The organism is Synechococcus sp. CBW1107 (genome assembly GCF_015841355.1).
Taxonomy (GTDB): Bacteria; Cyanobacteriota; Cyanobacteriia; order PCC-6307; family Cyanobiaceae; genus Regnicoccus_A.
The window spans coordinates 1,558,486-1,579,962 of sequence record NZ_CP064908.1; the positions used below are offsets into that span (position 1 = coordinate 1,558,486).

General features: G+C 53.5%; 18 protein-coding genes. 9 read left to right on the forward strand and 9 right to left on the reverse strand.

All coding sequences use genetic code 11. The features are described from left to right. The first annotated feature begins 3 nt into the window (after positions 1-3). The 6 genes from psbZ to I1E95_RS08145 all read left to right on the forward strand — a co-directional run bounded on the left by psbZ (position 4) and on the right by I1E95_RS08145 (position 4,522). Entirely contained in the window at positions 4-192 is a 189-nt protein-coding gene (gene psbZ / locus I1E95_RS08120) for a photosystem II reaction center protein PsbZ (RefSeq protein WP_197166818.1), read from the forward strand. A 5-nt stretch (positions 193-197) separates the two neighbouring features. After that, positions 198-701 (forward strand): 6,7-dimethyl-8-ribityllumazine synthase, encoded by a 504-nt coding sequence (gene ribH, locus I1E95_RS08125; RefSeq protein ID WP_197166820.1) that lies wholly within the window; start codon positions 198-200, stop codon positions 699-701. 93 nt (positions 702-794) lie between these two features. Beyond that, complete coding sequence (locus I1E95_RS08130) at positions 795-1,928, forward strand: glycosyltransferase family 4 protein (protein ID WP_231594942.1); 1,134 nt, start codon at positions 795-797, stop codon at positions 1,926-1,928. Further along, the gene (locus I1E95_RS08135) at positions 1,925-3,016 is read left to right on the forward strand and encodes a glycosyltransferase family 1 protein (RefSeq protein ID WP_231594943.1); all 1,092 of its coding nucleotides are present in this window, start codon (positions 1,925-1,927) and stop codon (positions 3,014-3,016) included. The genes I1E95_RS08130 and I1E95_RS08135 overlap by 4 nt, the downstream gene beginning before the upstream one ends. Next, on the forward strand, positions 3,013-3,753 hold the full coding sequence (locus tag I1E95_RS08140) for an ABC transporter ATP-binding protein (RefSeq protein WP_231594944.1): 741 nt from the start codon (positions 3,013-3,015) through the stop codon (positions 3,751-3,753). Before I1E95_RS08135 ends, I1E95_RS08140 begins: the two co-directional genes overlap by 4 nt. 115 nt (positions 3,754-3,868) lie before the next feature. Beyond that, complete coding sequence (locus tag I1E95_RS08145) at positions 3,869-4,522, forward strand: ABC transporter permease (protein ID WP_231594945.1); 654 nt, start codon at positions 3,869-3,871, stop codon at positions 4,520-4,522. Positions 4,523-4,532: 10 nt separating this feature from the next. Here I1E95_RS08145 and I1E95_RS08150 read toward each other — a convergent pair whose 3' ends face one another. The 5 genes from I1E95_RS08150 to I1E95_RS16870 all read right to left on the reverse strand — a co-directional run bounded on the left by I1E95_RS08150 (position 4,533) and on the right by I1E95_RS16870 (position 10,531). After that, entirely contained in the window at positions 4,533-6,029 is a 1,497-nt protein-coding gene (locus tag I1E95_RS08150) for a glycosyltransferase (RefSeq protein ID WP_197166826.1), read from the reverse strand. A 77-nt stretch (positions 6,030-6,106) separates the two neighbouring features. Next, the gene (locus I1E95_RS08155; protein ID WP_197166828.1) at positions 6,107-7,501 is read right to left on the reverse strand and encodes a hypothetical protein; all 1,395 of its coding nucleotides are present in this window, start codon (positions 7,499-7,501) and stop codon (positions 6,107-6,109) included. A 214-nt stretch (positions 7,502-7,715) separates the two neighbouring features. Next, positions 7,716-8,717 (reverse strand): radical SAM protein, encoded by a 1,002-nt coding sequence (locus I1E95_RS08160; protein ID WP_197166835.1) that lies wholly within the window; start codon positions 8,715-8,717, stop codon positions 7,716-7,718. 249 nt (positions 8,718-8,966) lie between these two features. Then, a complete protein-coding gene (locus tag I1E95_RS08165) occupies positions 8,967-10,025 on the reverse strand; it encodes an IS3 family transposase (RefSeq protein WP_231594669.1) in 1,059 nt (352 codons plus the stop codon). Continuing rightward, positions 10,022-10,531, reverse strand: a complete 510-nt coding sequence (locus I1E95_RS16870; protein ID WP_231594670.1) for a transposase — start codon at positions 10,529-10,531, stop codon at positions 10,022-10,024. Before I1E95_RS16870 ends, I1E95_RS08165 begins: the two co-directional genes overlap by 4 nt. 787 nt (positions 10,532-11,318) lie before the next feature. Here I1E95_RS16870 and I1E95_RS08170 point away from each other — a divergent pair. Continuing rightward, entirely contained in the window at positions 11,319-12,284 is a 966-nt protein-coding gene (locus I1E95_RS08170) for a hypothetical protein (RefSeq protein ID WP_197166837.1), read from the forward strand. A gap of 86 nt (positions 12,285-12,370) precedes the next feature. Next, entirely contained in the window at positions 12,371-13,285 is a 915-nt protein-coding gene (locus tag I1E95_RS08175; RefSeq protein ID WP_197166839.1) for a glycosyltransferase family 2 protein, read from the forward strand. 506 nt (positions 13,286-13,791) lie between these two features. On the opposite strand, the gene I1E95_RS08180 is transcribed toward I1E95_RS08175, so the two are convergent. Beyond that, a complete protein-coding gene (locus I1E95_RS08180) occupies positions 13,792-15,249 on the reverse strand; it encodes a hypothetical protein (protein ID WP_197166841.1) in 1,458 nt (485 codons plus the stop codon). Between the two features lie 601 nt (positions 15,250-15,850). Here I1E95_RS08180 and I1E95_RS08185 point away from each other — a divergent pair. After that, positions 15,851-17,107 (forward strand): IS256 family transposase, encoded by a 1,257-nt coding sequence (locus tag I1E95_RS08185; protein WP_197161565.1) that lies wholly within the window; start codon positions 15,851-15,853, stop codon positions 17,105-17,107. A gap of 877 nt (positions 17,108-17,984) precedes the next feature. On the opposite strand, the gene I1E95_RS08190 is transcribed toward I1E95_RS08185, so the two are convergent. The 3 genes from I1E95_RS08190 to I1E95_RS08200 all read right to left on the reverse strand — a co-directional run bounded on the left by I1E95_RS08190 (position 17,985) and on the right by I1E95_RS08200 (position 20,972). Beyond that, positions 17,985-18,767, reverse strand: coding sequence for a hypothetical protein (locus tag I1E95_RS08190; protein WP_197166843.1), 783 nt, complete (start codon positions 18,765-18,767; stop codon positions 17,985-17,987). Positions 18,768-18,831: 64 nt separating this feature from the next. Further along, on the reverse strand, positions 18,832-20,325 hold the full coding sequence (locus tag I1E95_RS08195) for an IS66 family transposase (RefSeq protein WP_231594537.1): 1,494 nt from the start codon (positions 20,323-20,325) through the stop codon (positions 18,832-18,834). Between the two features lie 80 nt (positions 20,326-20,405). Beyond that, positions 20,406-20,972 (reverse strand): hypothetical protein, encoded by a 567-nt coding sequence (locus I1E95_RS08200; RefSeq protein WP_197166845.1) that lies wholly within the window; start codon positions 20,970-20,972, stop codon positions 20,406-20,408. Between the last annotated feature and the right edge of the window lie 505 nt (positions 20,973-21,477).

The following is a 21,477-nucleotide window of genomic DNA, read 5'->3' on the forward strand; positions in this document are numbered from 1 at the left end:
ACCATGCAGATCCTCAACACCCTCACCGTTCTGGCCCTGGTGGTGATGTCGTTTGCCCTTGTGGTGGCGGTGCCGGTGCTCTACGCCAGTCCCGACGAGAGCGGCCGCTCCAACCGCCTGATCCTGCTCGGTGGTGCCGCCTGGGTTGCCCTGGTGCTGCTCAACTGGGGCATGAGCTACTTCGTGGCCTGAGTCCATTGACCGTTTTTGAAGGCCGCTTCACCGACATCGGCGGCTTGCGCATCGGCATCGTGGTGGGTCGTTTCAACGATCTGGTCACCGCCAAGCTGCTCAGTGCCTGCCTGGATGCCCTCTCCCGCCACGGCATCGACACCAGCCCCGGCAGCGAGCAGCTGGACCTGGCCTGGGTGCCCGGCAGCTTCGAGATTCCCCTGGTGGCCCAGCGCCTGGCAGCCTCGGGCCGCTACCAGGTGCTGATCACCCTGGGTGCGGTGATCAAGGGTGACACCCCCCACTTCGACTATGTCTGCGCTGAGGTGAGCAAGGGAGTGGCCGCCGTGTCGCGCAGCACCGGTGTGCCGGTGATCTTCGGCGTGCTCACCACCGACACCATGCAGCAGGCTCTCGAGCGTGCCGGCATCAAGAGCAACCTGGGCTGGAGCTATGCCCTTCAGGCGCTGGAGATGGGAAGCCTGATGGCGGCATTGCCTTCAGCAGGCTCAACCAACCCTCCGTCATGAGACGGACGCGGAACGTCCTGTGAAGGTCGATTCCAGCCGCTCGATCGCTCTCGCTGCCGCCAAGGCTCGACAGGGATACGTCCGCCTGAGACGGTGACCATTCAGCTGTTGCGGGAGTGGCCTCCCGGTTACGGCGGGGTGGAACGGGTGGCTCACGAGCTGGCTGTCGCCTGGCAGGCCATGGGACGTGAGGTCAGAACCTATTGCCTGCAGGGGCCGGGTCGGCCACCCGTATCTGATCCGCTGCCGGTGAACTACCACCGGCTTCACTTGCCAAGACTGGCGTTCGGGCAGCTGTTGCTGCCCCTCCCCTCCCGTCAGTTGATCCGTCTGGTGGTGACCAGCGATCCTCTCCACGTGCACTTGCCCTGTCCTGCACTGTTGGCCGTCTGCGTGGTGGCCCGGGTGCTGAGGCCACGCCGCTGGATCCGTCTCCACTGGCATGCCTTCCTGGAACCCGGTGCGGGTCCGGGGGGGCGCCTCGTCGCCGTGTATCAGTGGCTGGCGCTGCGCTGGGCCGCCGCTGAGGCCGACCAGGTGGTCACCACGTCTCCAGTGCTCGCGACCGCTCTGATCGCCGAGGGGGTGAAGCCCCAGTGCCTGGTGGTGCTGCCCTGCTGCCTTGGTGAGTGTCAGGAGCGCCAGGCCGATGCAGCCTGGGAGCGGCGAGTGGCCAGAGGGCCAAGGCAGGACGGAGACCCATTCCGGTTGCTGTACGTCGGCCGTCTCGACAGTTACAAACGAGTGGAGTGGTTGATCGCGGCTTTCCCGGCCAGTGGGGCTGAGGAACTGCATGTTGTGGGGGAGGGCCCCCGTCGTCGGGAGCTTGAAATGCTGGCCGCCTGTTCCAGCCATGGCGGGCATGTCATCTTCCATGGACGTTTGAACGAGAGACAGAAGCAGCAGCTGCTGGAGACCAGTGACCTGCTGGTGTTGCCCGCTGATCGCAGTAACGAGGCGTTCGGCATTGTTCAGCTGGAGGCCATGGCCTGCGGGGTGCCAGCTCTGGCCTTCGGCCGTGAGCGATCCGGCATGGCCTGGGTGGGCAACCTGGCCGCGGTTTTCGGCCGTCCGGATGCTCGTCCGGACGAGCTGCCACAGATCGTGGCCAGCCTTGTCCACGATCCTGATCTCTGGGCAAAGGCCAGTCTCGCGGCGAGGCAACGTTTCATGCTGTTGTTCTCCAGACGAGTCTGGAAGCAGGGGCTGGAGGCTCTGTTGCCGTGACCCTGCTCAGCAATCTTCTCCTCTACACGCCGGGCCATTCGGGCTTCTCGAGCTATGTGCGGCGAGTGATGCCTGGGATCCCAGGCCATCGGTTGCTGATGGATGGTGAACACGGTGCACGATGTTCAGAGAGTGATTGGCTCCCGGAGCGATTGCCGTCCTCAAGGCTCCAGGCCCTGTTGCACAGGCTGTCACTCAGTCAGCATGGACTCAACGTGAAGGCTGTGCTCGCTTCAGCCGGACTGCGTTCAGAGGATGTGGCGGCGGTCTACAGCCCCTACTGCGATGTGCTGTTTGCCTTGCCGTTGGTTCCTCAGGTGATCACCTGTCATGATCTGACACCCCTTCACTGTGCCAATAGCAGAAAGGCAAGATGGCGGTATCGTTTCTGGACCCCGGTACATCTGCGACGAGCTCAGAAGGTGATCGCCATCAGTCACTTCGTCGCAGACCAGTTGATGGCTTTTGGAGTTCCGGCTGAAAAGATCGAGGTTGTTTGGAATGGTGTCACCATCGAGCGCGACCCAGTCGCCGCCCCGGCGAGCCATGACCTCGTGATGCTGGCCCGCCACGATGCCAATAAAAATGTTGGATTCGTGGTAAAAGCATTTGCTAAACTCCTCGAGAAAAAGCCCGGTTGGCCCGGGCGGCTTGTGGTGGTAGGGCGCCAAGGTCGCCAGACGGCGCTCCTGAAACGTCTCCAGCAACAGCTGCCTCGTCCTGATCGTCTTCTGTTGATCGAGTCGATGGATTCTTCTGCATTGGTGGAGCTCTTGCGCCAATCACTGGCCCTGGTTTCAGCCAGCAGCATGGAAGGTTTCGATTACCCCGTACTTGAGGCCAAGGCGGAAGGTCTGCCAACGCTGGTCAGCGCCATTCCAGTACACAAGGAGCTTCATCATGAGTCATCTCTATTTTTCGACCCTATGGGGAATGGAGAAGATCTGAACCATGGCGTGATTGAATTAGTCAACAACCACTCTCTATGGAATCAGCTGTCAATTCGGGGACTCAAGCTGGCGGCCGCTTTGACTCTCCAGCGTCAACAGGAGGAGATCAGGACGGTCATCAATCCACTGATCCAGTGATTGAGCTGCGAGATGTCTGGTTGAGGATCCCTGTGACCTCCTCAGAGACCCGCAGCCTCAAGACAGCACTGCTTCGTTCTGTGACAGGCGGTAAACTCAGGCACTCCCGTTCGGGTGCTGTTATTGAGGCGTTGCGGGGAATCTCGTGCACGATCCGGCATGGTGAACGGGTTGCCTTGATCGGACATAATGGAGCTGGAAAGTCCACTTTTCTCAAGCTTATATCTGGAATTTACTTTCCCACTTCAGGGTCTTTCAAGGCATCTTGTCATGTTTTTCCTATGATCCAGAAGAGCTTCATCACCAGCCCTGAGCTCAGCGGGGTTCAGGCTGTGAAGGCTCACTATCTACTCACACACAGTAATCTTCGCGGCTTCCAATCATTTCTCGACAATGCCCTGGAGTTTTCCGGGCTCGGAGATTTTATTCATCTCCCCGTAAAAAGCTATAGCGAGGGGATGGCCTCCAGGTTGTTGTTTTCGGTATTGACTGAATCGAAGCATGAGTGCCTCGCGCTTGACGAGGGTTTTGGTGCTGGCGATAGTCGATTTTTTGAAAAAGCCCAGGAAAGGATGCATGAGTTCATTGCAAAAGCAGGGACGTTGATACTTGCGACTCATTCTGATGTTTTACTTCACCAGTTCTGCTCTCGCGGAATTGTCTTTGACCAGGGGACGATCGTTTATGATGGGGAACTCGAAGGGGCACTCGACTACTACCATCGCATCAATTACTGATACTCTTAATTATGCCTGGCGTACACGTAGAGTTTGGTGGTTTACGGCAACATCACGTACACGAGCCAGATTTGCACGCACATTTTTTGGTAGCTTCTGGCTGGGTTTTTCAAACATGTTGTCGATTGCGGCACTGGCCCTTGTTTATGGAACGGTGTTTAAAGTGGAAAACTTTCAAATTTATATAGTTTATCTGGGACTGGGACTCGTAATCTGGAATTCAATCGCTGGTGCCATCAGCGCTGCGCCTAACCTGTTTGAGCAAAATTCAGCGCACGTGCAGAATACCAATCTTAACCCAGTCTTTTATACATTAGAGGAATGGAGTTTTCAGATTCAAACCTTTGTCCAATCATTTGGACTTGTATTGCTGGGCCTGGCTTTTTTTCAGCATTCGCTTTTGGCTAATTTCTTATTATTTTCATGGCTGCCTATCGTCAACTTAATCCTGATCTTATACTGGGTGCCTCTGATTGTTTGTCTGTTGGGCGCTCGCTATCGTGATCTTTATCAATTAGTGCCAATAGCCCTACAGCTGCTGTTTCTCCTGTCTCCGATTTTATATGATAAAAAAAATCTGGGCCCACTCGCTTGGACTGCTGATATCAACCCGTTGTATCGTGTCTTGAGTCCACTTAGGCATAGCCTGATGCATGGTGGAATACTTTGGGGACAGGTAGCTTCTATGCTGCTACTAAATGTAGTAGGAATAATATTCGGCATTTGGCTGCTGAATCGTGCTCGGAAAACCCTTCCTTTTTTGATCTAGCGTAAAGCACTCAGCCTTCAATGCAGATGCTGATAGTGGAGCAAAAGTCTGCCCATATCTTGCTATGCATATCATCAAAGCGTTGAGATCTTGACTTAAGAAGATTCACTGTCGATGCTTCTGTATAGCTGCTGCCAGGGCCAGATTTATTCCGACATGTTGCGAGTATAGCCGTTCCCCAATCTTCAACATTATAGTTCTCAATGATTTGGATGTATTTTTTAAAGTCATAAAGATTGTAGATTTCATGATGGGATGGAATACTGCTGGCCAAAACAGGAGTGCCCATACAAGCAGCATCCAGAACAGGGATTCCAAAGCCTTCAGCAGCAGACGCGCTGACAACGCATGCTGCTTGCAAGAAAGCCTGATCTTTGATTACGTCGTTAACATAGTCGGTAAAAATGATTGTTTCGGAGGCCATACTGAGCATACTCATGGCATAATTAGTATCGATAATCTTTCCCATAAGAATTAGCTTGTAACCAGTTCGGGACAGGCCAGAGGCCTGAAATGCTCTGATGATCAGTTCTACATTTTTCCGGGCCTCAAGAGCAGAATTAAATAGAAGATATTTAAACGCCTGTAATGTTGTAAACTCTTTTTGAATCAGCCCGTCTTCTCCGACTCTTGCGGTGGGGATCGTCAACGATTGCTGATTGTATTGAGCACGGCGAATAGAGGGAGGCTGAATGACTACCTTAGAGGGCTTGGATTCCTGCAAGGGAAAGAATGTAGCATACAAGTTCCGAGTGTGCTCTGAAATGTATACCTTTTTGCTTTTAATACTTAAAGAACCTGCAAACTGAATTGCAGGTCTCCCTGAGGGAATTTGCAGCAAAGGTATAAAATCATGAATAACATCAAGGGTTCGTGCGCCATTCCCTCCAAGTGTTATGTAATGTGGACAGGTTTTAATCAATAGGTCAAAGTCATTAGTCACGATCGTAAATGGCCTGAGTCTCTCGGCTTGGGAAGCTGCATCTGAGCGCAGAAAAATATCTTGAATGGAGACGATGCCAGAAAGATTAGCGAGGTAATGAGTCCGTTCTTCGTTCAGAAACGGACTATCCTTAAAGTAATGCCGAGGAAAAATATTGATCTTCTTCCCTTTCGCCGTCAGCCCGATCGAAGTCTTGAGAAAAATGTGCAATATATTGAACTTTAACTTCAAAATAGAAGATGCAGTTGGAAGCCTTAGGATTCTGGCTAACCGGCTCTTTTTTTCTGATTGTGTTTCAGTATTGACATTGTGAAGCCCAAGCCGACTCACTACGTCTGACGCTCTAATCAGTCGCAGCGCCTCGATGCCAACTTTGCTTCTTTTGAATTCTTTTTGCTTAGGTGCAAACTCAGTCAGTATCCATACTTCGTGCCCTAGATCATGCAGGGCTGTGATCAGATTCTTTGAAAATACGGCAATTCCACGATGCTCTTTCTGCTGGAGCTCCCAGGCTGTGACGAGGATCTTCAAGGTCTGATGGAGAGTGATCAGATCGTAGCCCACCGATTACCCTGGGGCCAGTTTTAAATCGTAATGGCGTGCCCAAGTGCTTGTTTTACTGTCAATATTCTTATAAGTTTTCAGGTTGTAATGCGTTGAGTTCGCACATGGAATGCGTTGACTTTGACACCATGGCGAACAAAGAACCTAAATTCCAGCAGCTTGCCAATCGAGCCAGCTGTGTTGAATGTTACTCGAGAAGTCGCCATAGAACCATGGCAGGAGTGAACCTCAGCCATACCGAGTGTATGAAAATCGTGTTGAACTCTTGCTGAGTCAAGTCGACTTGATGTTACATCAAAAAAACCAATAACTTCTTCATTAGATGCAAGTGTTAGATAGCTTAGTTCTGCATAGTACTCTGCTTCAGCCTCAACTGTGACGTATGGCCCATGGAACAGATGTCCTTCCTCAATCCCGAGAGAAAGACGTCCTCCCAGCTCATGAACACTAGTCACGGCAGTCGGCATTTCAATGCAAAAGAAGAGGTGACGGTCAAGATTTGGCTTTCCGTCAGACTCGGTGGGAACCTTGGAGAGAAAATAGGACTCTAAGGAATTGCTTGGACCAATCGTTCTTTCAGAAAAACGAACCAAGAGATTCAAAACTTCCTGCCCGTGTGCCCAATCTCGTTCACTGCAACACAAGCCGAAATAAAGCTCATCATCATGCAGGAAGAGACATGTTGGGTCAATAATATTAAAGCCATAGCGTTGAAACTTGTAGAAAAATTCAGTAAACAGAATCAGCAGTTTCTTGTTATCGCCAAACTTCCAGAAGAAAGGGTGATGCTTATATCTCTCTGAGGTGGCCCTTCCCACGCCAAAGATATTCTGATCTTTGGCAATGGCATTACTGCCTCCACGGAAGAATGGATAGGGATAGTGATACGAGGACGGGGCGTGAGACTGATTGATTTTAAATGAGATATCAACCTCCAGTACTTTGCTCAATAGGCCGCTCGCCAGATCAACTTCCATAATTCGGAAGGGGGTAATTTCATGAACGATAAATAGTCTATTGTCTTTGAGGTATGGCTGCCAATTCTTGCCAAACTTAAAATCAGGATCATCGCACTTCAGCTTAATTTTTCGCTGGTATCTGATATCATAGATAAGAGTCTGAAAGTCAGAAAACGGATTTCCGATGATAAATACATAGGCATCTGTCCCATTGGAAACAGTTCTAGGATCTCCGCCGGGTCCAAGCGAAACTGTTTCAGAGACCTCTAACTGCCCTCCTTCTGCCTGCGTGTATTTTCTGAGTACTACACCGTCATCATGAAACTCTTTATTCCCGATTCCGTAGTAAGGCAGAAGGGGATATGTACCATTTGCCGAGTATAGCGTACCTTCAAGAAAAAAGAAGCTATAGAAAAAGTCAACGTATTCGCTCTGTGCGGCATTCTTTTCGGATAAATAGATGACCTCGGCATTCTCATGTGAAAATTGTTCTGCAAACTGCTCAAGATTCATGGCCGATGCCGGTTGATGGGATTGCCGAGAGACAGGCGCAAATCAGTGTTCTTCAGCTCAGTTGTTGAGTCGGAAGAAAACTAAGCAAAGTTCACCGAAGCGTTAAATAATGGCATGTCAGCCATGGAGGGGGCTCAGCCTGCTTAAGCCTTCGCATTAGCTGAAAACCATAAAGGCCTAATTCAATTAGGCCTTTATGGCGCCAGGGGAAGGCTTAAATGAATGTATTGTCCGAATGATCATTGACAATATATTTTTCAATAACCTCGTTTATTTTGTATTTAGCACATCCAATGCACTGTTTTGGCTGAATGGAGCTGATCAGCTCCTGGTGCTGATCTCCGCCCCACAGGCTTGGCAGTTCGTTCCAGTCGTCACGAGTGTAATCGTCGGTGAGCACATAGACGCCCCGTGCATCGCAGCACAGGTGAAAATTATGACTTGCATCGAAAACCCCGCCCAGAGCGGTTGCCCTGCAGGACTCGAAGCCATAGTGCGAGGGAAAATCTTTAGGATAAGCATTCTTGATGATGGCTCTAATGTTGAGCTCATCGGCAAGTTTAGAAAAAAGATCTACTTCATTTTCGTTGGAGAATACTTCATTTTCGTCGCTCGCATGTTTGAAGGTAGGCGCAAATTCGTTAACAACAAAGTCGGACTTGATAAGGTTATCAGCCGAGCTCCATCGCAGGAACTTGATTGAGATATCCAGTTCGGGGGCAAGAGCACGCGCGTTCTTGATATTATCTAAAATCTGATCAAACTTGTCAGGAGTCTCCCGTTTCAGTGAGGACCAGGTAGCGGCCGTGGCAGCATCCAATGAAACGCCAAGCCAATTGAGTTTCTTGAGATCATCTTTATCCAGTCTGTTCAGGAATACTCCATTTGTGATCAATCCCATGGGGATTGCGTTGCTGCGACCTGATTCAAGCAGGATTGAGATATTGCGATTCAGCAGTGGTTCCGAGTCGCCGGCGATACGCCACGACCGAATCCCCCAGGACTTGCTGAATGATCCCAGTCTTTCCATCGTTGAGTCAGGCATGAATCTGCTGGGCCTTGATTCTCGACTGGCTGCCTGACAGCACCACGCACAATCAAGGTTGCAAGACCCATCGACAGGGTCGATATCTACCATTACAGGTGGCCGGTAGTCTCCAGTTTTGATCCCGCTCAACTGATCAAGATGAGAAAGGAGCTTGAATGACTGGGACATGAGGGTGAGCCTGCTGAAATGAGTGTATCGGGACCTATCAGGGAAGTTGTCCGCTCGGGGTGCTGAGCTGAGCACCGAGATGGACTGTACTGCGAGTTGAGGTTCAGGGGCCGCACGGCCGGGGTGTTGTTGTCATCGATGGCTGTCTTCGGTCGGGGTTGGGGCGTCCGGCCCCTGATCGCGGCTGTTGCCGATCGCGCCCTTGGAGGGGCGCCATCGGACAGCCACGGGGGCCTGGATTGTTGAGGGTCAAGCAGCCACAGGTTTCTGCGGTCGGGGATGGTTGATGCTCACAACCTGTGGCTGTAACCAGTTGCGGGGTGGCCGGCTCCAGCGCTGAGGATGCCTCTGCCGAGCTTCCTCATAGGTCTGTTGGCGGATGGCGCAGATCGCGTCAGCCTGGCCGTAATGGCGCTGATTGGGCGTCACGTACTTGATGCCGCTGTGCCGGTGCTCAGCGTTGTACCACTCGACAAAGCCATCCACCCAGGCTTTCACCGAAAGCAGATCCCGGAATCGCCTGAGCGGATAACTCTGGTGGTATTTCATCGTGCGGAACCACGACTCGGCATAGGCGTTGTCATTGCTGACGCGTGGCCTCGAGAACGAAAGCGACACCCCCAGCTCCGCCATCTTGGCCGCCAGAGTGAATGAGCGCATGGGGGCGCCATTGTCCGAGTGCAGGACCGCAGCAGTCTCCTTGCTGATCCCTTCATCGCGGCAGACACGATCAAAGAATGCGCTGGCCAACTCGCTACATTCATGCTCATGCACCTCTGCGCCGAGGATGCGCCGGCTCCATACATCCATCACCATGTAGAGGTAATAGAACTGCCCCTTCACGGGGCCGGGGAGGAGGGTGATATCCCAGGCCAGTACTTGATGGATGCCCGTTGCTTCCAACACCGGAACCTCCCTGGGCTCACGCGGCAGGCGGGTTCTGCCACGGTGGTTCAGCAGACCCTCTTGCCGCATGATGCGGTAAATCGTGGACTCTGAACCCACATAGATTCGCTCCTCGGCAAGGATGGCCACGATCTGGGCGGGAGTGAGGTCCGCGAATCGCGGATCATTGACGATGTGAATTAAGCGCTGCCGCTCTTCTGGTGTGAATCGGTGCGCCACATTCCGTGGAGATCCTTTGCGGCGATCCTGGCTGAATCCATGTGTCTGGAACGCAATGCCCCAGCGCCGTAGCGTGCGTGAGCAGATACCGATCAGATCTGCAATCGCCGTGGCAGAAGCCCCTTCTTTGAGACCTTCTCGGAACAATTCCATCAGCTGGCTTCTATCCTCTGGCGGGATCATTGTTCCTCGTCCCGTGGCCACAGCTGATCGAGCTTTTTTGAGAGCATCAGCAGTGTTGCCGCCTCCGAGAGAGCCTTCTCCTTCTTCTCCAATTCGCGTTGTAAGCGGCGATTCTGGCGAATCAGCTCCTGATTCTTACGCTGAAGTTCTCGCTGATCAGCCATGCTCGGAGCGCTGGGGCCATTGGCATCCTCGGCGGCCTGCCGCCAGCGGGCAAGCTGTTTGGGGTAGAGGCCCCGCTCACGGCAGAAGGCCCCGAGATCAGGGCCACTCAGGCCGGCCGCCTGGATCACAGCGGCCAGCTTGTCGAGAGCGCTCCACTGCTCTGGCGGCTTGGTGGTGGCTGGCACGAGCTGACCCTGCTTCTGCCACTGGCTGCGCCAGTTGTAGAGGGTCTGGGTCGTGATCCCGGTAGAGCGGGCGATCTCGGCCACGCTCTCCCGGTTTGGCGGGCTCATGCGCTGGCGGACTTGGTCCCGCACAGCGGTGTCATAGGTCGGTTTCATGGTCGTCGGTTTGGCCCCCTGGTGGATGGGTCAGACCGAGCGGACAACTTTCCTGACGCAGGGGGTATCGTGCTTGACAAGAGTACTGTACCCTGTTCTCCAGAGTTTGAAGCGGGAGGACATCTTGTCGGTTGTCCGCTTGGGCTGCTGAACTGAGCAGGAATGATGGACTGGACGTTGAGTTGGGGTGGAGTGGTTCTGTGCCACCAGTGCTGTCATTATCTCAAGACAGTTTTTCGACTGAGGTCGGAGCTGTCAGCTTCCGTTGGTGGCTGAGCCCAGTGGCGAGCATGAAGGTGAGTCATCGGTGAGTCATGGGGTTCTGGATTGCTGATGCTGCTGCGGGTTTCTGCAGCAGGACAAGGTGGATGCCCACAACCCGTTGTGGTGTCAGCGTGGCAGCGGAGATACGTTCACCACGCTTCTGCATGGGAATTGCACGCTCATGCTGTTGCTCAGGGGACTTGAGAGGACTGCGTCTGCACTTGTGGAATGTACCTGTTGGAATCTGAGCCAACCTTTCGAATCTAGGGAAGTCGACCCATCGACCTGCTCAGGTGTAACAACTGCAAAGACCAATCGCTGTGATCCCCTATGATGCACCGATCGGGAGCTTAGGGCGTTGCCAGGGCATGGAGCAAGCTCACATACCTGACCAGAATCTCTTCAATATGGGTGATGTCACTCTGTCCAGCCAGTCCTGTGATCACAGCTCAGAAGCAAAGGCTATGGCTTCTCTCTCATCACCTGGCGCCCGCGGTGAACTCTGCCAGGTGAGGGATTGTCCATGACCTGTTCTATTGCTTTCTATGCTGTCGCCAACGACGCCTATGTACCGACTGCGGTGATGGCTCTGCGGTCGTTTCAGCGATGGCACCCTGAATTCGCATACTTTCTTCTCGGCACGATCAACACCTTCAGTCCCCAATCCCACGAGCTGATCAGGCGCTACGGGATTGAACTCATCGATGTGGATGAGGCAGGCCGCTTCATCACCCAGGGTACGAATAAGGATCGCTATCCTGTTGAGGTGTTCTATCCACTGAAAGCACCGGAGTTGCTGGCGGAGCGCGGCTATGACTACAGTATTGAGGTTGATGGAGATGTGTTTGGGCCGGAGCCATTTGATATCCCCCGCTTGAAATCCCTCTTTAAACGCACTAGGGGATATGCAGCAAGACCGGTGGGTTCGTTGGCGCGCACGCTCATGCACAAGCGTCAGGAACTCAACGAGGAGTTCGACTTCAGCCCCAAAACTGTCTCAGCCACCTTGGGCTTGACCCGAAGAAAAATTTGGAGGAGGTACGAAGCACAGGCTGGGATCATCTACTGGAACAACACCGCGATGGCGAAGATTGGCCTCTTTGAGAAGTGTGTCGAGATCTTCCGCAAATGTCATGGGTGTTTTGAAGCCGACCAGGACTTGCTGGCCTTTGCAACGGCTATTCACGACATCCCTGTTCGGAAAATAGGTCATCCCTATAACTTTGGCTTCTTTGAGGACTCTCCCTGGGTGGATCACCGCATGGAGCGCCGCTTTGGCAGGGGGGAGTTTGCTGGCGTGTATGCGTTGCATTTTGTCTTTGCCAAGCCGTGGGCTGAACTCGAGCAACCCACTCCCGTCAAGATTCATTTTGTCAATGCATGGCGAGATTTTGTATGCCAAGAACTTGGGGCTGATGCTGGTCGGTATTTCCGCGAGGTGCAGCCCATCGGTGTTATCGAAGAAACCCTAAGCCAGGTGACAGGATGATAATAAGACTCACAGATCTCCTCAATCCTTTCAGGTCGTTGCGCCGAGCTGTGTCGGCATGGCGGGAGCGACGACTGACGGCCAGGGTGAAGCAAGCCAAGAAAGCAGCGCGTGCTTTCCCCTATGACGAACATCCCAGGCTATCTCTCATCGTGCAGTCGTTCAATCATGTGAGGAACATAGATCAGATCATGCGTGGTCTTCGGCAGGCAGAAGTCGACGAGATCATTATCTGCGAAGATGGTTCAATTGATGGATCACGTGAGCGTTGGGCCAAGCATCTCAAGCGACGCAACGACTTTGTGCTCCTCTCCAATGACCTTCATGAAATCCGTGCCTCTGACAGAGCGATTTCTCTGAGTCGCGGAGAGTTTATTTGCATGATTCAAGATGATGACTTATTGCCTCCAGATGGCCGCTGGATCCAGCGAGCACTTGCTCTTTTTGACGCCTATCCCTCTCTCGGTTGCTTGGGGGGGTTCATGGGTTTCAGGCAATATACCTGGATGCATGAGTGCTTCCAGAACTTTGAAGATGGTCATGAGTCAAGCCCTGTTTGCGACAATCCGATCCCCACCATTGATCCTCGCACTGGATTTCCTTTCATGTTCATTGAAAGTGTGAACATCGGGCCGTTCTTTATGCGAAGGAGTGCCTTTGAAGCAGTCGGAGGTTGGGATTTTTCATATTCGGATGCAGGTAATCCTGGGATGGGTTATGATCACGAATTGGGTTTTCGGATGTGGTCCAGCGGATTTATGACTGGACTTTATTATGCTCCTCAGTACGACAGCACGTTCAACGAACTTGCCCGCAAGGGGGGCACTTATCTCTGGGGGAGAGAAGACCGTGAGAGAGCCGCAGAGACTTTCCCTGAAAGGCTCCGACAGCGGTATCAGGATGTCTATGCACAGATCCGCCAGCGGGTGGATGAGTCCAACGCGTTGCTGATACCCAGTTCGGCCTCATACTTGGAGTGGCCCTCAAGATATAGAGCATGATGAAATAGCGTCAGGGGACATAGTTTTCAGCCATTCAGTCTGAGTTTTCAGTTGTGGCTTGCCAATGGATCCTTGTTTCGTGCTTCGTTCCTAGGTGCTCTGGCCCTTCGTGAGATGAGATCAGCAAATCCATACTCTTTCGCGCGCTTTCTTCTGCTTCTGCGCTAACGGGCGATGTGTCAGAACTTCTGGGATACTCCGAAGGTCTTGAAGGATCCCGTTGGTTGACCTGTTTGTCTCACCGATCATTAAGTCCCAGCTTGAATCAGTTCAATAGTAATAAGCGTTGTCTCAAGATTCAACTTCGCCTGATTCTGAGAAAGTGTCCTATAAAAATCCATTATGTATTGATACCTCGCATGACGCCTCCTTGTCCAGGTAAAGAATTGGTCCGCTTGGATAACGTCTTTACGATAATTTCCGCTTTTGTCAGTGTTTCGATCTGTATCCGAAGGCTTTTGCCTGAGTAAACTATAGATATTCTTGGTTGCTCAGAGCCAGATTACTCAGGAATCACTTTCTAAGATCATGGGCGTTGATGTGCTGTTGGTCGAGGTGTCGACGACGTCCCATGTGCGGATGTGATATGCATTCAACAGAACACCTTCTTCCACGAACACACGAAACTCCAAGAGATCGCCAAGGTGAGTAGTGGCCTCAAATTCTATACGGACTTCGCCCATTGTCATGTTGGTAGACACCAAGTCAACGATCCCAAGTGTCTCGAAACCAATTTGATTGCCACTGCTATCCAGTTTGCACGCAGTAACTTCAAAATTTCCGACAATCATTTCATCTGGATGAGTCGACTTTGTTAAATAGCTGAGCTCTGCACAAAAACGACCTTCAGTTTTGACTGGCAGGTAGGGCCCATGAACCAAGTGTCCACGTTCCCCTACGGAAACACGGCCACCAAATTCATGGATGCTCGCTATCCCACAAGGCATCTCGATGCAAAAGAACATATGACGACAGAGGTTTGGGACTCCCCCTTTTTCGCAAATTGCGCGCTCTTCAAAAAATTCTGATAATCGTAATCCAGACTTGGCTTCATCGCCTCTAAAAACTACCAATAAGTGTAGTAGTGCCTGATTGTGTGCCCAATCTCGCTCCGTACAGCACAGCCCAAAGTAAAGGTCACCGTTGTGATAAAAAATACTCGTAGGATCAATTATATTAAAGCCGCATCTGTAAAAGTCATAAAAAAATCCAGTCATGACGATTGTGAGGTCGCTGCCATCGCGTGCCGACCAGAAAAATGGATGATGCCTATATCTTTGGGATGTTGCTCTCCCAAGGCCATAGATCCAGCCATTGCTCTCTAATGCATTGCCACCACCCCTGAACATTGGGAAGCTTTGAAAGGAGTCCGCGCCTGTATTTGAGTGAAACTGAGGGAGCTTGAAGTTTATATCTGCTTCACGGACCAACTCAGCAATCCCGTCTTGGACGTTAAGCTTGTAGACTCGGAATGGCGTTAGTCGATGTACAAAAAACAATTCGCCGTTGGATAGATATGGCTGCCAATTCTTTCCGTATACAAAATCAGGATCTTTGACGCGTATCGCCACTCTTCGCTTTTCGCGAATATCATAGAGTGAGGCTCCGAGTGGGTCCTTTTCGCTTAAATTGACTGTTATGATAATGGCATATGCATTTTTTCCATCTGAGACAACTCTGGGGTCCCCGCCCGGGCCAAGGTCCACGATGTCGTCAATTTCGTATCCATTCCCATTCTTGCGATAGCGCTTCAGGAAAACCCGGTCATCATGGAAATCAGGCTTTCCTAAATTGTAGTATGGCTGTACTGGGAATCTCCCATTTACGGAATACAAGATGTCTTCAAGCATGAAGTATGCATAAAAGAAATCGACGTGATCTCCAAGTTTGATCGCCTCTTCTTCCAGTATCAGTATTTCAGCCTTGGTTGGATCGAATATTTTGTAAAAATCTGAAACTTCCATCGGACGCGCTCCGTTGATCGAATTGTTTGATTTCCAACCGCTTGGCGGTATGGATCTTGACTGATCTTATCCCCCCCTGCGTCAGAAAAGCAGTCCATTCGGTCTCTCCTCTTCACAAGGAGCCAAGACGACGCCCAGGCATCTGACAGGGACGTCGGAGCGTGCCGCCAGTTCCCCGGAGCATGAGAGACGCCATCCTCCCACGCAGGAGCCCAACCCAGATCGACGACAGCTGGTGTGCAGCCAGCGGCAGAGGCAGCTCAAGCTGTTGCCTGCCAGAGCTCTGCTCTCGACCCATTCGGCCGCAGCCGACACTCTGACCGTCGTGATCCAGGCTTCCGGCCTTGACGGCTTGACAGGCTTGAGCCGGGATCCTTGTGCGAGTGATTGTGCCTTCTACTCCAAGCGCTAGACTGTCGGTGGAAGAGCGCTGAGGAAGCCCAGTCTCCCAAGCGGCGTCCCAGCAAGTGGTGTAACTCAGGAGGATCAGCCCCGGCGTAGCCGGGGCTGACGGCTCACCTCCCTCAGATTTCAGCTGTGGCAATGGGTGGGCCGGTCTGTGACCCTGTTCGGAGAACTACCACCAAACCGAACACAGACCATGACCCTCACCCATAGTGGCGCCTCCGAGCTGAGCCAGCTCATGGAGGGCACCACCGCTGGCGCCCTGATCCCAGAGATCGTGCGCCGGGGTTTCCAGGACCTGCTGGAAGCCGAGGTTTCTGCCCTCACGGGCGCTCAACTCCATGAGCGCTGCCCCGATCAGCGCTCCACCCATCGCAACGGCTACCGGGAGCGGCTGCTCACCACCCAGGTGGGCGACCTCAGCCTGGCCATTCCCAGGTTGCGGCAGGGCAGCTTCTTTCCCAGCTGGCTGGAGCCACGCCGCCGGGTGGACAAGGCGCTCTACGCCGTGGTGATGGAGGCCTACACCGGCGGGATCTCCACCCGCAAGGTCGACGCCCTGGTGGAGGCGCTGGGCGGGGCCAGCGGCATCTCCAAATCGGAGGTGAGCCGCATCTGCCAGGGGCTCGATGAGCAGGTGAAAGCCTTTCTGGGCCGGCCGCTTGACCATGCCCGCTTTCCCTACGTCTACCTCGACGCCACCTACCTCCACGGCCGCCTGGGCCGAAATATGCAGGTGGTGTCGCGGGCGGTGGTGGTGGCGATCGGCATCAATGCCCTCGGCTACCGCGAAGTTCTCGGCATTGCCGTGGGCGACAGCGAGGCGGAGGGCTTCTGGCGTCAGTTCCTGGGCTCACTCAAGGAGCGTGGCCTCGACGGCACCCGCCTGGTGATCTCGGATGCCCACCTGGGCCTGACGGCAGCGATCAAGCGGATGTTCCAGGGCAGTAGCTGGCAGAGGTGCCGGGTGCACTTCCTGCGCAACCTGCTGAGCCATGTGCCCAAGGCCGGCCAGGACATGGTGGCCGCTGCCATGAAAGCGGTGTTCGTGATCCAGGCTCCAGATCAGGTGCGCGCCCACTGGCAGCGGGTCACCGAGATGCTGCGCAAGCAGTTCCCCGGCGCCGTGCCCGTGATGGAAGCCGCCCGGGACGACGTGCTGGCCTTCCTGCACTTCCCCCAGGAGCACTGGCGCAAGGTCTGGAGCACCAACCCGCTCGAGCGCCTCAACAAGGAGATCAAACGCCGCACCAACGTGGTCGGCATCTTCCCCAATGATCCAGCGATCGTGCGCCTGGTGGGCAGCCAGCTGCTGGAGCAGCAGGAGGAATGGCAGCTGGAGCGTCGCCGCTTCTTCTCTGAGGCCACCATGGCCAAGATCCCAGAGCCAGAAGAGCCCTTGGAGCTCACCGATGCAGATCCGAACGCCCAGCCGGCTGCAACCATCAGCTGAAGCGCACCAGCTTCTACCTCGATCTACACAGAACACATCGATCGCTGAGTTGCCAATTCAGCGATCAGGGTTCATAATGGATCAATGGAGCTGCGCAATCAGCTTCCAAGCAGTCATCCCCTGACTGCTCCTGTTCACCCTCCGGAGAGGGTCACAGGACCTCCTGAGTTACACCACTCGGAGGGGCGCTACCGTCTCCCAGTGCATCGAGCAGCGCTCATCAGCGAGAACACCCTTGGGAGAATCGCGGTCTTTTCCTTAAACCTGCCAAGAAGGGCAATGCTCTCATGGTGGCTGCACTGCTGTCGATGCTGTCAAGACTGTTCGTTCAGCAGTGGTCCCGTCACATGGATCATCAAGCCGGTAGGTGTGGTGATTCTGAGAGCGCGAACCAGATTTGATCGTTCTCGGTTGATGAGCGCTCGAGGATTGCGTTTCAGACAGATTGATTCCGGCAGTATTGCATAAGCGGCCTTATGCGACGCTATTCCGCCTTATTCCACTGAGGATCAGCCATGCGTGATTCAAATGTCAACGATCCGGCTTTGCCGAGCTTATCTCTGCCCAGATCGTGGTTTTTGTTCTTGAGATGCTGATTGGTCTGGCCTAAGAGCTCATCATCGACGAAGCCATGCTGAAGGAGGAGCTATCGAAATACTGGCCGCAATTCTTATATTGTAGAACATATGGTGAGATTCTCTGCTACTTTGAATACGGATAGCCCTTCACTTTCGAGTTGTGGGCACGCTGTAGAAGCGCACTTCTGCAGGATATCAGGAATATGATTTCCTTCAATCATGATTCAGGGCGAGTTGGCCATGTATGTGATCCCTGGCCAGAGGGTGATACTTGGATGACGGCCTGTTGGTGTTGAGACTTATCGGCATACTTCGACAAGCCTGATGTCAAAAATCTCAAGGTTTGACTGCTTACTTGCGAATATCCTGGTTTCCAGAGAATACCCTATTTTCCCTATGGTAGAAAATGCTACCTCGAATTCGCTCAACTTCCCGTTCGTTCCATGAAGACGGAACTCTGCCAGCGTTTCTACAGTGCCTTCTAGGCTGATGCTGATATCAAAAACACCCAGCTCCTCTGTCCCATGAGGATGTCCACATGAGTAGACCACGATGGCTACATAGTCGCACTCGTGTTTGATTGTTAGGTAGGGACCGTAGGCAAGGCAGCCTTCCGCGTCAGAACTGCCAATCCCATCAGTAGTTCGAGATAGTGGATAGTCGCTATGCAGCTGGTCTGGGATTATTGTGATGCTTGCTGGAATATCGCTTCTGGCCTCAATGCATGAAAGGCCATGCTCCATTAATTCTGCTGCCTGCTCAAGGGTTGAGCTGCTTTGCGTGATAGAGGCAGCAGGAATCTGAATCAATAGATTCCAGAAACGCTGAGCAAAAAACCATTCTCTCTCAGTTGCACATATACCTAGATAGAGGTTCTCCTTCCAGAGGAAAAGAGATGTTGGGTCTATGATATTGAATCCCTTTTCGCGAAAACCTGAAACTTTGGTGGGAATGACTACCCTAAGCCTGTTCGATTCAGAAATACCCCAGATGAATGGCCGATGCTCATGTCTGCTTGTGGTTAGATGCCCTGCACCAATAACGCCTGGTATGCGTTCAGGGGTCGGGACGCCCCACCGCACGAATGCAAGCCTGATCGCTCACCGCTGAGCGATCAGAGACTCTTCCTTGTCCTTTCTTCTGCCTTCAGGGATCGCTCAGCAGTGACGGCATCACCCCATCGCGGTGATGGGCGATCCAGGCCTGCTCCAGGAACTCCCAGACATCCCGCCCCTGTTGCCTGAGGGTAGTGGTGACCGTGAGCAGGCGGCTCCGGCAGATCGCACCTTGGCGGGATTGGACTCCTTGACTGATCTTGCGCTGAATCACCGATTGGCGCAGGGCACGTTCTGCGGCGTTGTTGGTGGGCTCTATTCCCTCGTTCTCCAGGAAGGTCCACAACCCACCTGTCACCTTCTGGAGCTGCTGGCACGTGCGCACTGTGCTGGCCCAAGGCGTTCGCTCGCCGCGCTGGTAGCCGAGCTCTACTACCCGCTGCAGCGTGGTCTCAAAGGTCTGGCGGATCGGCCGGCAGCTTTGCTGCAAGGCGGGCCAGTCAATCTTTCCCTCCTTGTAGCGGTGCCAGTGGCCAAACAGCTGCTGCTGCAGGCCCAGCAGCTGGGCTCCGAATTCAGCGCTGGCGCCCGGGCGTTCGGCGATGGCCGTCAGGTCGCGGATCAGGTGCGCCCAGCACAGCTGGCGCTGCTTGGTGGGCAGGTGGTTGTAGGCCGAGAAGCGATCGCTCACCACAATCCCGCCAAAGGCGTTCCCCAGCAGCTCGATGGCAGCGGTCGTCGATCGACTCAGCCCTTGCACAAATACCGTCACCACGGCGGTGACCATGACCCACTGCCAGCCCCGCTTTCCAGTGGGATTGTTGCCGTCGGCATTGCCGGTGGGGGCGCCAGTTTCATCTACGTAGGCCACCGGCTGCACGCGGGCAAAAGCAAGGGCCTCCTGCATGGGCTGCTCCAGTGCTGCACTCAAGCGCTGGCGGACCCGTCCAATCGCGCCGCGGCTCATCTCCACTCCTACCAGCTGCTGGAGCAGGGCCTGGGTCTTGCTGAAACTCAACGGAAAGGCACTGCCCAGCAGGCCCACCAGTGCACTGAGCCTTGGGCCGTAGTGACTGGCCTCCACATCCGCCGGCAACGAGGCGCAGGTGCTGGTGGAACAGCAGGGGCAGACCAGGCGATGCAGCCGGTGCTCGATCACCAGCGGGGTAATCGGCGGGATCTCGATCACCTGATGGCGCAGGGGATCGAGATCCTCTCCCTGGAGCAAGGTGCCACAGCGGCGGCAGGCATCAGGGTGGTGATCCACCACCTGATCCACCCGCTCGATCGACAGCAGCTCTGGTCCGGATCCGGGATGGCCCTGCTGGCCGCCCCGCTTGCGGCCACTGCCCTTGCGCCGTTCTGGCGGCTTAAAACCCAGACCATCACTGGAGGGAGGTTTGGATGAGTTGCGAGAGCTGCGTCCGATCCGCTCACGCAGGTTTGCCAACTCGGTGGCCAAGGAGGTGAGTTGGCCGCGCAACAGCTCGATCTCCTGCTGCTGGGCGTTGATCAGCGCTCTGACGCTGGCGGGAGTTTCCAGCCAGTCGGCTTCTGGAATTCCAGCCGGATGTGCGGTCATCATAGGCGGGTCTCTACCTGAGATGCAACCGGAAATCAAGCTGTCGTCAAGGGTTCAGCAGGGCCGATGTTCGCCGCGAGCTGTCACGCCCCCTGAACGGATACAACGCCTGAGCCAACAGTAAGGCCATTGCTTCCTCCTCTGAATATTGTGTAGCCATCATGAGGGGCAGAAATATTGAGTTCAGTTTCGTCATGATGTTCAATCTGAGCGGCATAGTTCTCGTCAAGCTTAAGGATAATGAATGGCGAGAAGCCATGAACAATATGGAGAATCCCCTCCTTGAGGAATGGTTGCCAGTTTTTCCCAAGCTTAAGCCTTTCAGGCAGGTTTACTTGATATTCGAGCCTAGATGGCAAATGAATAACTTTGATGCTGGAAGTATTGCCACTGGCTTTGTATGATCCACAAAAGTAAACAATAAAAGCTTGTTTGCCGTCCGAAACTACTCTTGGGTCTTCTCCCTGAGTTAAAAGCTCTTCCCTTGATATCTCCAGGCTTCCGTCGTTTTGGTAGTATTCGCTTAGAATTAGCATACTAGAGTAAAGCTCCTCGGTATGACTCATGCGAGGGATGTCAAGATTGAAGCGTCGATGGACTGAGTAAATCTTTTCGTCAAGAACATAAAACGAAAAGAAAGCATCAGCCATCTCATTGATGGGACAGTAGTCTACTGTCGACCATGCAATAGTGCTGGCACCAGGATTAAGTGAATTCATTTCTCATCCCTTGTCTGTCACTGCTCGTGGTCATTGCCGTTGGAGGGTTCATTCATTTCCGAGACTTGTGTGGACTGCTCAGATATGACGGCTTGTGAAGTCGCACGCTTCTCGAGGTGTCATTGTCGTTTTGCTCAGTTTTAATCCAAGTATGCTGACGCCAAGTGATGGCGTGAAATCGGATAGTTGTGCCAGGCTTGTGGAATGTTTCATGGCAGTCAAGAACGAAGAGACACTTGCCGGCTTGAGGAGCATCTCGAGTATGTCGCTTGTCTGCGCTTATAATATCATCTATTGTGATTGAGGTCTTCGCGATGCATTGTCAGGGTTCAAGGCGGACCTGACTGGTCATGGAGTGCCGCCTGTGCTGAGCATGCACGGACATGCGCCACTCACTTTGAATCTCTGAGAGGTGTCCTGGATGCTATCTCTTGAG

What these genes read in the sequence shown, in the direction of transcription:
- I1E95_RS08170 (WP_197166837.1), top strand. Translation starts at nt 11,319, where the DNA reads ATGACCTGTTCTATTGCTTTCTATGCTGTCGCCAACGACGCCTATGTA.
- I1E95_RS08165 (WP_231594669.1), bottom strand. Translation starts at nt 10,025, where the DNA reads ATGATCCCGCCAGAGGATAGAAGCCAGCTGATGGAATTGTTCCGAGAA.
- I1E95_RS08145 (WP_231594945.1), top strand. Translation starts at nt 3,869, where the DNA reads ATGTTGTCGATTGCGGCACTGGCCCTTGTTTATGGAACGGTGTTTAAA.
- I1E95_RS16870 (WP_231594670.1), bottom strand. Translation starts at nt 10,531, where the DNA reads ATGAAACCGACCTATGACACCGCTGTGCGGGACCAAGTCCGCCAGCGC.
- I1E95_RS08195 (WP_231594537.1), bottom strand. Translation starts at nt 20,325, where the DNA reads ATGATGACCGCACATCCGGCTGGAATTCCAGAAGCCGACTGGCTGGAA.
- I1E95_RS08155 (WP_197166828.1), bottom strand. Translation starts at nt 7,501, where the DNA reads ATGAATCTTGAGCAGTTTGCAGAACAATTTTCACATGAGAATGCCGAG.
- I1E95_RS08180 (WP_197166841.1), bottom strand. Translation starts at nt 15,249, where the DNA reads ATGGAAGTTTCAGATTTTTACAAAATATTCGATCCAACCAAGGCTGAA.
- psbZ (WP_197166818.1), top strand. Translation starts at nt 4, where the DNA reads ATGCAGATCCTCAACACCCTCACCGTTCTGGCCCTGGTGGTGATGTCG.
- I1E95_RS08185 (WP_197161565.1), top strand. Translation starts at nt 15,851, where the DNA reads ATGACCCTCACCCATAGTGGCGCCTCCGAGCTGAGCCAGCTCATGGAG.
- I1E95_RS08200 (WP_197166845.1), bottom strand. Translation starts at nt 20,972, where the DNA reads ATGGCTGATGCTTTCTTTTCGTTTTATGTTCTTGACGAAAAGATTTAC.
- I1E95_RS08160 (WP_197166835.1), bottom strand. Translation starts at nt 8,717, where the DNA reads ATGTCCCAGTCATTCAAGCTCCTTTCTCATCTTGATCAGTTGAGCGGG.